The organism is Pseudomonas vlassakiae (assembly GCF_014269035.2).
Classification (GTDB): Bacteria; Pseudomonadota; Gammaproteobacteria; order Pseudomonadales; family Pseudomonadaceae; genus Aquipseudomonas; species Aquipseudomonas vlassakiae.
Map to the genome: position 1 here is coordinate 213,338 of NZ_JABWRP020000008.1, position 12,383 is coordinate 225,720.

12 protein-coding genes, 2 pseudogenes and 1 riboswitch are annotated in these 12,383 nt (G+C 63.2%); of the genes and pseudogenes, 3 read left to right on the forward strand and 11 right to left on the reverse strand.

The annotated features are described in order from the left end of the window. Positions 1–12: 12 nt before the first annotated feature. The 3 genes from HU738_RS13070 to HU738_RS13080 form a co-directional block, all read right to left on the reverse strand. Entirely contained in the window at positions 13–315 is a 303-nt protein-coding gene (locus tag HU738_RS13070) for a hypothetical protein (protein WP_186602531.1), read from the reverse strand. Positions 316–398: 83 nt separating this feature from the next. Further along, the gene (locus tag HU738_RS13075; RefSeq protein WP_054886576.1) at positions 399–1,751 is read right to left on the reverse strand and encodes a GntP family permease; all 1,353 of its coding nucleotides are present in this window, start codon (positions 1,749–1,751) and stop codon (positions 399–401) included. Between the two features lie 93 nt (positions 1,752–1,844). Beyond that, positions 1,845–2,384, reverse strand: a complete 540-nt coding sequence (locus tag HU738_RS13080) for a gluconokinase (protein ID WP_186602529.1) — start codon at positions 2,382–2,384, stop codon at positions 1,845–1,847. Between the two features lie 206 nt (positions 2,385–2,590). Here HU738_RS13080 and gnuR point away from each other — a divergent pair, with 206 nt between their 5' ends. The 3 genes and pseudogenes from gnuR to HU738_RS26365 all read left to right on the forward strand — a co-directional run. After that, positions 2,591–3,610 carry a transcriptional regulator GnuR gene (gnuR, locus tag HU738_RS13085; RefSeq protein ID WP_176507974.1) on the forward strand — a complete coding sequence of 340 codons (1,020 nt, stop codon included), beginning with the start codon at positions 2,591–2,593 and terminating at the stop codon, positions 3,608–3,610. 219 nt (positions 3,611–3,829) lie between these two features. Beyond that, a pseudogene (locus tag HU738_RS26360) lies at positions 3,830–4,507 on the forward strand (PAS domain-containing protein); the annotation flags it as partial. Between the two features lie 105 nt (positions 4,508–4,612). Next, positions 4,613–5,044, forward strand: a pseudogene (locus HU738_RS26365) (methyl-accepting chemotaxis protein); the annotation flags it as partial. Here the strand turns inward: HU738_RS26365 and HU738_RS13095 are convergent. The 8 genes from HU738_RS13095 to HU738_RS13130 all read right to left on the reverse strand — a co-directional run bounded on the left by HU738_RS13095 (position 5,019) and on the right by HU738_RS13130 (position 12,306). Then, positions 5,019–8,282, reverse strand: a complete 3,264-nt coding sequence (locus HU738_RS13095) for a transporter substrate-binding domain-containing protein (RefSeq protein WP_186602525.1) — start codon at positions 8,280–8,282, stop codon at positions 5,019–5,021. The pseudogene HU738_RS26365 and the gene HU738_RS13095 sit on opposite strands and share 26 nt — an antisense overlap. A gap of 13 nt (positions 8,283–8,295) precedes the next feature. Next, positions 8,296–8,910: a response regulator transcription factor gene (locus HU738_RS13100; protein ID WP_176507977.1), complete on the reverse strand. Its 615-nt coding sequence runs from the start codon at positions 8,908–8,910 to the stop codon at positions 8,296–8,298. A gap of 217 nt (positions 8,911–9,127) precedes the next feature. Then, complete coding sequence (locus HU738_RS13105; RefSeq protein WP_186602524.1) at positions 9,128–9,370, reverse strand: DUF1272 domain-containing protein; 243 nt, start codon at positions 9,368–9,370, stop codon at positions 9,128–9,130. Positions 9,371–9,429: 59 nt separating this feature from the next. Beyond that, entirely contained in the window at positions 9,430–10,182 is a 753-nt protein-coding gene (gene cobM, locus HU738_RS13110; protein ID WP_186602522.1) for a precorrin-4 C(11)-methyltransferase, read from the reverse strand. 25 nt (positions 10,183–10,207) lie between these two features. Then, complete coding sequence (locus HU738_RS13115; protein ID WP_186602793.1) at positions 10,208–10,600, reverse strand: cobalamin biosynthesis protein; 393 nt, start codon at positions 10,598–10,600, stop codon at positions 10,208–10,210. A 14-nt stretch (positions 10,601–10,614) separates the two neighbouring features. Then, complete coding sequence (locus HU738_RS13120) at positions 10,615–11,307, reverse strand: CbtA family protein (protein WP_186602520.1); 693 nt, start codon at positions 11,305–11,307, stop codon at positions 10,615–10,617. Between the two features lie 7 nt (positions 11,308–11,314). Continuing rightward, positions 11,315–11,500, reverse strand: coding sequence for a CbtB domain-containing protein (locus tag HU738_RS13125; RefSeq protein ID WP_186602518.1), 186 nt, complete (start codon positions 11,498–11,500; stop codon positions 11,315–11,317). A gap of 97 nt (positions 11,501–11,597) precedes the next feature. After that, a riboswitch (cobalamin riboswitch) is annotated at positions 11,598–11,820 on the reverse strand. 21 nt (positions 11,821–11,841) lie between these two features. Further along, the gene (locus tag HU738_RS13130; RefSeq protein ID WP_186602516.1) at positions 11,842–12,306 is read right to left on the reverse strand and encodes a hypothetical protein; all 465 of its coding nucleotides are present in this window, start codon (positions 12,304–12,306) and stop codon (positions 11,842–11,844) included. Positions 12,307–12,383: the final 77 nt, after the last annotated feature.

Genomic DNA, 12,383 nt, shown 5'->3' on the forward strand with positions numbered 1-12,383 from the left:
GCCCCTTGGACTTTATTGTTGACTGCCGCCTGAGCCCTTTCCGCCTTGTCGCCCGGAACCCTCGGAGCCACTGCCATCCATCCCCGGCAAGTCGCGGTTGTCATTCTGCCTGGCTGGCGGGCTTTCCGGGTCATTGCCCTGGATGCGCGGGTCGGTATCACGAGGCAGGGGCTTTTCGATCGGATCAAGGGTGCTGTCGACTCCCGGCTGCGGCGCCGGGTTGTGCGGGTCATCGGGGTAGGTTGGCCCGGTGCCGACTGCCAGGGCCAGCGGTGAAGTGAGCAGGGCAACCAGCAGCAAGGTTGAACGGGGCATGGCAAGCTCCTTTGCTTAGGGTAGGGCGCATACTTGCGTTGGGCCCTACCGGGTTGCTCAGGTGCCATCCCCCCGATCAGCGGTCACACCACCGTCGACAACGCCATGATGAAGATGATGCCGACGATGGACAGGATCGTCTCCATCATGCTCCAGGTCTTGAAGGTTTCCGCCACGGTCATGTTGAAGTACTGCTTCACCAGCCAGAACCCGGCGTCGTTGACGTGGGACAGGATCAGCGAGCCAGCGCCGGTAGCGAGCACCAGCAATTCGCGGTTGACCCCCGGCACCAGGTCGATCACCGGGGCGACGATGCCGGCGCCGGTGATGGTGGCCACGGTCGCAGAACCTGTGGCGATACGGATTACCGCTGCCACCAGCCATGCCAGCAGGATCGGCGAGATCTGCGCCTGTACGGCCATCTGCCCGATGACGTTGCCGACGCCGGTATCCACCAGCATCTGCTTGAAGCCGCCACCGGCGCCCACGATCAGCACGATGGCCGCGGTCGGTGCCAGGCTCTGGTCGAGCATTTTCATGATCTGCTGGCGGTTGAAGCCACGGGCCGAGCCGAAGGTATAGAAGGCCAGCAACAAGGCGGCGAGCAGGGCGGTGATCGGGTGGCCGATCAGGTCCATCCACTGGCGGACGATGTGCTCGGCCGGCAGCACCACGTCAGCCAAGGTCTTGAGCAGCATCAGCACCACCGGCAGCAGCACGGTGATCAGGGTGACACTGAAGCTTGGCAGGTTGTTCTGGTCCGACTCCTTGGCGATCTGGTCCATCAGCTCCTGTGACGGGCTGCCCGGAATGTAGCGGGCAATGAAGTTGCCGAACAGCGGGCCGGCGATGATCGCCGTGGGCAGCGCCACCAGCAGGCCATAGAAGATGGTCTTGCCGATGTCGGCATGGAAGATGCCGATCGCCAGCAGCGGCCCCGGGTGTGGCGGGACCAGGCCATGGACCACCGAAAGGCCGGCCAGCAGCGGGATGCCGATCTTGATCAGCGACACCCCGGAGCGCCGGGCGACAATGAACACCAGGGGGATCAGCAGCACGAAGCCGATCTCGAAGAACAGCGGGATGCCCACCAGGAAGGCGGCGAACATCATCGCCCAGTGCACGTTCTTCTTGCCAAAGGCGCGGATCAGGGTCTGGGCGATCTGGTCGGCGCCACCGGAGTCGGCCATCAGCTTGCCGAGCATCGTCCCCAGGGCGAGGACGATGCCGACGAAGCCGAGCACGCCACCGAAACCGTCCTGGAACGACTTCATGACCTTGGCCACCGGCATGCCGGAGGTCAGGCCGAGGAAGCCGGCCGCCAGGGTCAGGGCGACGAAGGGGTGGACCTTGAAATGGGTGATCAGCAGGATCAGCCCGACGATGGTGACCAGCGCGTCGAGCAGCAGGTAGGTATCTGTAGCCAGTCCGAACATGGTTTTGATGCCTCGGTCTTATCGTTGTTTTTGGCGTGCTTCAAGTGAATTTCAGAGACAGCGCTGTCTTTGGTGGGCAGGACAACCGCCGGGTCAGGCAGTGCGCGCCAGGTTCCGCTCACCGCAGGGCTTTAGCCAGGCGTCGACCGTTTCGGCAAGTACCGCAATCGGCTGAGTGGCATCCAGCGCCAGGGTCAGGGGCTCGCCACGGGGTGACTCGAGGGCGGCGAACTGGCTGTCGATCAGGCTCGCCGGCATGAAGTGGCCTGGGCGGGCGAGCACGCGTTTTTCCGCCTCGGCGGGTGTGAGTTCGAGGAACACGAACACCAGTTCGGGCATCGCCGCGCGCAAGGTGTCGCGGTAACGACGCTTGAGGGCGGAGCACGTGAGGATCGGCCGTTCGCCCGCTTTCACCGTCGCTTGCAGTTCCTGGCCCAGGCGCACCAGCCAACCGGCACGGTCGTCATCGTCCAGGGGGATGCCGGCGCTCATCTTGCGGATGTTTTCGGCAGGGTGGAATGCGTCGCCTTCGATCAGGCGACCGCCGCTTCGCTTGGCAATGGCATCGCCGACGCAGCTTTTGCCGCAGCCGGCCACGCCCATCACCACGATGGCGGACAGGGGAGAATTCATCAGTACCTCCTGCGGGGTGAGACAGCGCTGTCCCGTTGCAAACGAAACGCCAGCTCCCCGGTGTTATTGATCTTGTCCTTACGCAGTATGGACGCTTGGCAGCGTGCTGCAGTGGCCACTACCAAAGATTACATTGCCTGCGTCCTGAGACAGCGCTACCTTAGTGGCCGTTCCCCATTCCTGCAAGTAGTAAAATTACAACATCCATGTCCCGCACAGGCTCTCGCACCACAGGTCGTCCCACGCTGGCTGAAGTCGCCAGGCTCTCCGGGGTTTCCCCGATCACGGCTTCGCGCGCACTGCGCGGGGTCAGTACGGTTGCCCCTGGGCTGGTGGAAAAGGTCATGGCCGCCGCCACGTCCCTGGGCTATGTCGCCAACCCGGCGGCGCGGGCACTGGCGTCGGCACGCAGCCAGTCGGTGGTGGTGCTGATCCCGTCGTTGTCCAACCAGTTGTTCATCGACACCCTGGAGGCCATCCACGAGGTGATGCGCCCGCGTGGGCTAGAGGTGCTGATAGGTAACTACCACTACGATCTCGACGAAGAAGAAAACCTGATCCGCAACTACCTGGCCTATCAGCCGTGCGGCATGCTGCTGACCGGTTTCGATCGCAGCGATGCCGCGCGGCAGATGTTGGCAGCCAGCGGCGTGCCCTGCGTGCACATGATGGAACTGGGTGGAGAGGCTGGCGCGTTGTCGGTGGGCTTTTCCCAGCAGCAGGCCGGGCGGGCTGCGGCAACGCACCTGATCGAGCGCGGCCGACGGCGCCTGGCGTTCATTGCCGCGCAGCTCGACCCACGGGTGATGCAGCGCGCCGAAGGCTTTCGCCAGGCCCTGGCCGAAGCCGGCATGCAGGCCACCGAGCTGGAGATTCTGGCGCCGCAACCGTCATCCATTGCACTGGGCAGCGAACTGTTCAGCCAGTTGTTGGCACAGGCGCCGGATGTGGACGGGATCTTCTTCTGCAACGACGACCTTGCCCAGGGCGCGGTATTGCAGGCATTGCGGCAAGGGATCGAGGTGCCACGGCAGGTGGCCATGGTCGGTTTCAACGACTTGCCGGCTTCGGCGCACATGGTGCCGCGCCTGACCTCCATCCGCACCCCGCGGGCAGCCGTTGGTCGGGGCGCCGCCCAGGCACTCCTGGCACTGCTCGATGGCAAGCGGGTAGCCACCGAACAGCAGGACCTGGGCTTCGAACTGATGGTGCGCGAGAGCTCATGAAATGCCTGAAGAAACATCGCTAACTGGCTAATCACAACGTGATATCAAGTTGCTTGCACGCCATCAAAGCCGATCTATGCTCAGAAAACACTGGGCATCAAGGATCCTGGCGCCATGTTCGACTTCCACCGCAAATCTGACTTGATCGAGATTCAGCGCACCCGCAAGGCCCTGGCCGACGCCCAGGCCAAGCTCGCGGCGATAAGCCGCTGCATGGCGATGATCGAGTTCGCCCCCGACGGCACCATTGTTGATGCCAATGCCCAGTTCTGCCAGGCGATGGGCTACAGCGTGGACGAATTGCGCGGTAAGCACCATCGCCTGTTCTGCGACCCAACCTATGCCAAAAGCGCCGAATACCAGCAATTGTGGCGTGAGCTGGGGCAAGGCAAGGCCATCAGCGGTACCTTCGAGCGTGTCGACAAGGCAGGCCGCGAGGTATGGCTGGAGGCCAGCTACATGCCGGTGCTCGACGAGCAACAGCAGGTGACCAGTGTGATCAAGGTGGCGGCCGATATCAGCCAGCGGGTGAAGGACGAGCACGAGAGCGAAAGCCTGCTCAAGGCAATCGGGCGCTCCATGGCGGTGGTCGAGTTCACGCCGCAAGGCCGGGTGATCAAGGCCAACCCGAACTTCCTGGCGACCATGGGCTATCGCCTGGAGGAAGTCGTGGGGCGTCATCATGGACTGTTCTGCCTGCCCCATGAGCGCGAATCGGGCGCATACCGTGAGTTCTGGGCATCGCTCAACCGTGGTGAATATCACTCGCACCGCTTCGAACGCATCAACAAGCAGGGCCAGACGGTTTACCTGGAGGCCTCGTATAACCCCATCTTCGACAACAAAGGCCGCTTGTACAAAGTGGTCAAGTTCGCCAGCGATATCACGGCGCAGGTCAATACCCAGCAGAGTGCCGCCGATGCGGCCCATGCCAGTTCGGTGCAGACCGATGCCTGCGCGCGTAAAGGCACCGAGGTCGTCCAGCAGACCGTAGCGGTCATCGAGCAGATCTCCCAGGAGCTCAATGATGCTGCCCGCAGCATCGATGCGGTAAGCAAGCAGTCGGATGTGATCGGGCAGATCGTGCTGACCATCCGCGGTATTGCTGACCAGACCAACCTGCTGGCCCTGAACGCGGCCATCGAGGCGGCCCGGGCCGGTGAGCACGGCCGCGGCTTTGCCGTGGTGGCCGACGAGGTGCGCAGCCTGGCGGCGCGCACCAGCAAGGCGACACTGGAGATTGTCGATGTGGTACGGCAGAACCATGACCTGTCGTTGACCGCCGTGGCCAGCATGCAGTCGAGCCTGTCACGCACGGGGCGTGGCGTTGCCCTGGCCAACGAGGCGGGGACGGTGATCATGGAGATCCAGCAAGGCTCGCGGCATGTGGTCGATGCGATCAGCCAGATCAACTCGACGCTGCAATTGCACTGAGCGTGTCGCCCAGTTCACGCAGCAAGGCCTGCAGGCTCGTCTCCAGCTGCAGGTGCAGCGCGTCTGTTGGCAGCCCCTGGGCATGGGCCTGCTCGATGGCTTCGCAATCTTTCACCACCTCGCGTACCCGCAGCATCTTGGCCCCCCCTTTGATGCGATGGGCAAGGGTGCGCAATGCCTCGCGGTCAGTGGATTGATCAAGGGCTTGCAAGGCGTTGAGGTCTTCGCGGGCGCTTTGCGTCAGTTGCTCGAGCAGCTGCCTGGTCAACTGTGGGTCATCCTGGGTCAGGTTGCGCAGTTCGTCCAGGTTGAATCCGCTCGATAGCGGTACGGTGACGCGTATCTGCGACAGGTAAGCCTTCAGGGTTCGCAGCCCGATGGGCTTGAACAGGCAATCGTCCATGCCGCTTTCCTGGCAACGTTGGCGCTCTTCGGCCTGGGCATTGGCGGTCACCCCGAGAATGCAGCAGGCGGGCTGCCCGCGTTGGCGCTCCAACTGGCGAATCCTGCGGGTCAGTTCATGGCCGTCCATGAGCGGCATGCTGCAGTCCGTGATGACCAGGTCGAAAGCATGCGTTTGCCACAAGGCCAGCGCCGCTTCACCATGCTCGGCCAGCGTCACCCTGTGGCCTAGGTTGTCGAGCTGTTTTTCCAGCAACAGCAGGTTGGCCGGATAGTCATCGACCACGAGCACATTCAGTTTTCTGACGTCGGCTTCGTCGTCGGCTGCGTTGTGCATCACGGCTATGGGGGGCTCGCTTAGCGGCAGCGTCAACTGGACCTGCACGCGCGTGCCGACACTTTCAACGCTTTGCAGGTCGAGCCTGCCCCCCATCAGTTCGGCCAGGGTCCGGCTTATCACCAGACCCAAACCCGCCCCTTGACTCGCCCTTGGGCCTGAAACCTGGGTGAAGCTGTTGAAGAGCCGAGCCTGGTCCTGTGCGGCTATGCCGATGCCGGTGTCGCTCACAGCCAGTTCGACCATTGCGCTGTCGCCTGCCGTCGAGGCTTTGAACTTGACTTGGGCCAGGACCTCGCCACGGTCGGTGAACTTGATTGCGTTGCTCAACAGGTTGGAGAGGATCTGCTTGATTCGCAGTGGGTCAGCCAGGACCCAGAGTGGCCCTTCAGGCAGTTCGCCGCGCAGGTGCAGGCCCTTGATTCGGGCATTGCCCTCGAATACACGCAAGGTACTGCGGACCAGGTCCAGCAGGTCGGTTGCCACCGGCTGCAGCGTCATCTGCCCGGATTCGATGCGCGAGATGTCGAGAATGTCGCCGATCAGCCCGAGCAGGCCGACCGCTGAGTCGTGAGCGGTCTGCAAGGTTTGGGTGTCGCAGCGACTGGTACGGTTGTCTTCCAGTGCCAGTTCCAGCAGGCCGATTACCGCGTTCATGGGCGTGCGGATTTCGTGGCTCATGGTTGCCAGGAACGCGCTTTTGGTCTTGCTGGCCTGTTCGGCCTCGTCCTTGGCCTGGCGCAGTTGCTCCAGCAGCCCCCGGCTGAATGCCAGTTGTGTCTGGAGCGCCCGTTGAGCTTCGGTGCGCTGCTGGATCAGCTTGCGCAAGTAGCTGTTCCAGAACACTACGCCCGCGAGCAGCAGGGCTGAGAGCACCAGCACCTGCAGGGCCAGCCTGCGGTAGTCGCGCCAAGGGCTGTCGCTGACCAGGGTGCTGGTGTGCCAGCGGTTCAACAGCTGGTCCAGCTCATCGGGGGGAATGCTTATCAGTGCCTTGTCGAGGATAGCTTGCAGTTGCGGCTGGTCAGGGGCTACGGCGAATGCGGCGACGGCCGGCTCGTCGTCCATGACGCTGGCGATACGCAGCTGCCCCTTGAACACTTGATTGATGTAATAGGAGGCATTGATATAACTGCTGTAGGCAGCGTCAGCATCACCATTGACCACGGCCTCCATCAGGCCGAGGGGATTGTTGACCATCACCAGTGTCGCCTGCGGAAAGCGCCGCAATACCTCGGCACGCAGGTGCGAACCATGGAGGAGCGCGATGCGCTGCCCGTCGAAATTCTTGGCCTGCAATGGCGAGGGCCCTTGGTTGCGCGTCACCCACACCCTGGGGCTGACCAGATAGGGGCGGGTGTAGCGCAGCCGCGCCGCGCGCTCTGTGCCATAGCCCAGTGCGCCGATCATCTGTGCCCTGCCGTGGGTGACCTTTTCAACCATCTCCTGCACGGTGTCCTGCTCGATGAACTTGAATTGCAAGCCGGTGCGCAGGGTGATTTGCTTGAGCAGGTCGACGGTGATCCCGCTGACATGCTGCTGGGCGTCGTTGAACGTCAGCGGGGCAAGGGCCGTGTCGACCAGTACGGTCACGATCGGATGCTGGGCGATCCAGTTTTTTTCTTCCTCGGTCAGCGCTGACAGGTGTCGCTCCAGCAACAAACTGGTATTGCTGCTGCTCCAGCGGCGCAGGATGTTCAGGCGCTCGCTTTCGCTGATCCTGGCCAGGGCGCTATCGACCAGGCGGCGCAGCCGCAGGTTGTCATTGGCGAAGGCAAAGGCAAAGGTGCCGGACGCCATCTGGGAAAAGTGGTCGATCTTCACGGTGCCCTGGTAGCTTTTGCCAATCTGGTAGTCGGTGCTGATGGCATCGCCCAGATAAGCGTCGACCTGACCCAGGTCGACTGCTGCCAGGCCTGCCAGCGTGGAGCGATACAGACTCAGTTGCACCTCTGGATAGAGCGCCCGGACGGCCTCGCCCGGCAGGTAGTGATCGACCATTGCCAGGCGCAATCCGGCCAGCGCCTTGTCTTGCCTCAGCGGGGCATCCTTGCGTGTCGCGATAACAGGCAGGTCTTCGGCATAGGGTAGGCTGAGGCTGAGCTTGGCATCGGCGGCCTCGAAGCTGTTGGAACTGCCCAGCAGGTCGATCCTGCCAGCGCGCAGAGCGGCGATCGCCTCATGGCGGCTGGCGTAGCGCCTGACTTCCACCGGTACCCCCAGTTGTTCGGCAATCAGCCCGGCATAGTCGGCACTGAGGCCTTCGTAAGCATCCAGGCTGACGTTGATTTCGAAAGGGGGGTAATCCGGCCGTGAGGTACCCAGTAGCAATGCGCCGCGTCGCTGCAGCCACTGGCGGTCGGCATCATTCAATTGCAGCGGCTGTGCGGCGCTGGTGGCGCGTGCCAGCAAATGCCGCGGCTCACCGTCGGCGAGTGACATGAGCGGGCAGCCGAGCAGGGCGACGAACAGGATCAGGCCAGCCAGGACAGGTTTCATACGCGCCGCGCGCTCAGTTGACGTGGTTGCGTTTGGCCAGATCGACCATCTCCACCAATGATTCGGTCTTGAGCTTCTCCATGATGCGGCCACGGTAGGTGCTGATGGTCTTGGCACTGAGGTTCATGCAAGCGCCGATGTTCTTGTTGTTTTCACCACGGCTCAGGCGCCGCAGTACTTCCATTTCACGGTTGGACAGGCTGCCCAGGCGGGCGGGCTCGCTCTCCAGGGTATTGCTGTTGACCGCCATCTGGGGGAAGGTCGAGTAGCCCTTGATCAGTGCCTTGAGGGCGAACACCACAGCTTCCAGGTCTTCGCCCTTGGTGACGAAGGCACCGATACCGGCATCCAGGCAGCGGCGCACGTAAAGGTCGGTGGCTTGCCCGGTCAGCACCATGATTTTCGGTGCCGGCTCCTGTTGTTGCAGACGCTTGATGACCTCCATGCCATCCAGCCCGGGAAGCCCTATGTCCAGTACCACTACATCCGGGCGTAATTCACGCACCTTCTGTGCGACTTCACTGCCATTGTCCAGTTCACCGACGATACGAAAGCGCTCGCGCTCGAACAGTATGCGCAGGGAAAAACGAACGATGGCGTGATCATCAACGATCAGCACGGTTGTCATGTCATCAACTCCTGTCGGAATGTGGTCGGCTTCCTGAAGTAATCAGGGGGTACGTCTGCCAGCTTTTTCGGCTGTGCAGCACGATACGACCATTCCGGATCCGTAGTAATGGCGAGTATAGATGTGTTGAACAAGCGAGCCGGTATTGTGGAAATTTCCTACAAGAATGGTCTTACAGGCCTCGTTGCAAGCGGCGAGGCCTGTAACCGGCCGAGGGTCAGGCGCAAGCCGGGTGAGGCTTGAGCACGCGCTGGGTCGAGGCGGGGTTGTTGGTCAAGGCCTGGCCCACCCGCGTCGGGCGGGCCAGCAACTGGCCGCCGCAATTCGGGCAGCGGCCCTGCAAGCGGTGGTCAGCGCAGTGGCGGCAGAAGGTACATTCGAACGAGCAGATCATGGCGTCAGGGCTGTCGCCCGGCAGGTCGGCATCGCAGCATTCACAATTAGGGCGCAGCTCCAGCATGGATAGTCCTCCGGTGGTGGAAAGCGCAGTCTGCGCCGCCCTTCGCCGGCTTGGCAATGCTAGTCGCCGGGGCGGAACAAGTGCGCGTGGCCGGCGCGGTACAACGCTGACTCGGTGAAGGGGGCATCGCCGAGTACATGGCCGACGAGGATCAGGGCGGTGCGCCTGAAACCCTTGCTGGCGACCTGTTCGACGATATCGGCCAAGGTGCCGCGCACCGAGTCCTGGTCTGGCCAGGTGGCACGATGGACTACGGCGACCGGGCAGTCTGGGCCGTAGTGGGGAAGCAATTCTTCGACGATGCGCGGCAGGTGCTTGACCCCCAGGTGAATGGCCAAGGTACTGCCGTGCCGTGCCAGGTCGCCGAGCTGTTCGCCTGCAGGCATCGGAGAGCTGTCGCCGTAGCGGGTGAGGATGACGGTCTGCGCGACCTCTGGCAGGGTCAGTTCGCAGCCGAGCAGCGCCGCGCTGGCTGCGGTGGCCGTGACGCCGGGGACGATCTGGTAATCGATGCCCAGTTCGCGCAGGTGGCGGATCTGCTCGCCAATGGCGCCATACAGGCTGGGGTCGCCACTGTGCACCCGGGCCACGTCCTGGCCGTTGGCGTGTGCGGCGCGAATGGCGTCGATGATTTGTTCGAGGTGCAGTTCGGCACTGTTGATCACCTTCTCGGCCTGGTGGCCTTCGAGTACCGCTGCGGGTACCAGCGAGCCGGCATAGATGATCACAGGGCACTGGCGGATCAGGCGTTGGCCCTTGACCGTGATCAGTTCCGGGTCGCCGGGGCCGGCGCCGATGAAGTAGACCGTCATGGCAAATCCTTGAAAATAGAAGCAATTATCCGGCGCAGGCCAGCGCCAGGGTCGCGGGGCCACGCACCCGGCGGGCCACCTTGAGTGTAACGCTGGGGTGACTGAGGCTGGCCAGGGCCAAGGCGGTGCTCTCGGCGACACCCCAGCAACCGCTGTGCGCGAAGGCCACGGCGGAGCGGTGGCTGAGCTGGGGTTCGAACCGTTGAAGCTGCTCGGCCGCGAAAACCACCAAGGGCAAGGCGTGACGTGCGGCGAGTTGCTGCAAGCCCGGCTCGTCGGCCTTGCCAGCGATGCTGGCAAAGCCACGGAGTGCTGTGATGCTCAGGCCGTGATGTTGCAACACTGCTTGCAGCAGGGCTTCGAGCACGTCTACCGGGCAGCCCCGGCGGCAACCGAAGCCGGCGTACAGCACCGGCAATGGCGGGGCGGTCATCAGGCCAGGCTGGAGCGGCGATACAGCCAGGCGCTGAGCAAGCCCAAGGCCACCCAGAAGGCCGCGTTGGTCAGCCACGAAGCGATCATGAACTGGGTTTCCAGGGCGTGCGGTGCCAGGCTTTCGTGGACCTCCGGCTGCGGCGCGCCGATCACGTGCGGCACCACCAGCAACACGGCGCCCAGGGCCTTGAGCAGGCCATGACGTGCGAACACCAGCAGGGCCAAGCCCAGTGCCGTCGCGGCGGCGGTGCCGACCCACCAGCTCTGGCGCTGACCGAGATCGGCGGCGGCAGTGCCGGGCAGTTCGGGTGGCAAGCCCAGGGTAGGCGCGAGGCAGAACACGGCAAAACCGGCCAGCCCCCACAGTGCGCCCGTGCTGGTGCGGCCAGGCTCACGCAGGCTGTAGAGGGCGGCGAGGATCAGGGCGAAGCCGACGGCAACCACCAGATTGCCGCCAGTGGTCGAGAGGGTGCGCTGCCAGCCATCTTCTGGCGACCAGGCTTCTTCGCCATGGGTGTGGCCAGCGCCAGCTTCTTCGCCGTGGCTGTGGTGCGCGGCTGCCGGGCTGGCCGCTTCGTAGGTTTCCGCCTCAAGGATCAACGGTGCGACCCAAACGCTTTGCAGGAGGGTCAGCAACAGAGCAGCGAGCAGGCCGCTGAACCCGGCTGTGCGGGCAATACGCTTGATCATGGCAGCCTCAGTGGCAGGGGAAGGCAGCGCTATGGCGCGTGTCGTGCGCGGCGTTGTGCACGGCTTCGATGTGCGAGAACCCGGCGAAGTAGACCAGGCACAGGCCGAGCAGGCTGGCACCGACGGCGATGACCACGCGCTGGCTGAGGGTGATGGGGGTGGCGATGCCATGTTTGGCGCTGGTGATGGGCATGACGCGATCCTCTGCTTTTTTGTAAGGGCAACGGACAAGCGCGGCAGTCCCGGGGGCAAGGCGCCCGAGGAGATGCGACAGCGCCCGCCCACCGCGGGGTGTTCATGGACGACAGGCCGGTCTCCGGGCTTGCGAGGAGGAGTTGGGCTCCTTGAAAGGCATCACCTTCCCATGCCGGACTGCGTGGCACAGTGGTCTGGACGCTTCGCTCGCTTACCGTTGCGGGGGCAGCACCGGATTTGCCCGGCCCTGAAGGGCCTGCGACGCACCGATTTCCCGTTTCACCCCCGCTTGGGGGCACCTGACGCAAGGCGTAAGGAGAGCACGGGGCGAGGGAGACGTCAAATCTCATAAAGATGCAATGCTTGCTCTTGCTCTTGCTCTGCTTTTGCTTTGGCTTCTAAGCGCGCGATAGTCCAGGCGACGCTGAGTGCGACTTCAGGAGGCCGAACGCAGGCGTCTGGAGGGCCAGGGTGCGCAGCACCCCTTCGGCGCAGCCGAAGGCGCGAGATGTAGACTTGCGCAGCAAGTCGTAGGCCGCGCGGGCCCGGAAGGCGCCGGAGTGAGGGGACCCCGGAGCGCAGCGTAGGGGCCGGATGATGGGAGCGGGGGTTTTTGCCTACTTTTTGCCCAGTCAAAAAGTAGGTCGCCGTAAAGGCGAAAAGCTGATTCAGCGCCACCATGGCGAATGAATGTTGACTTGATTTGAAAGCCCACTTCCAAAAGCCAAAAGCCAAAAGCCAAAAGCCAAAAGCCAAAAGCCAAAGCTGGACAGCGATGGTTTTGATTGAGTCGAGTGCATTCATTGGCGGTGGTGACGCACAGTCACCTTTCCGCCCTTACGGCGGGTCACTTTTTGTCAAACGCGACAAAAAGTAACCAT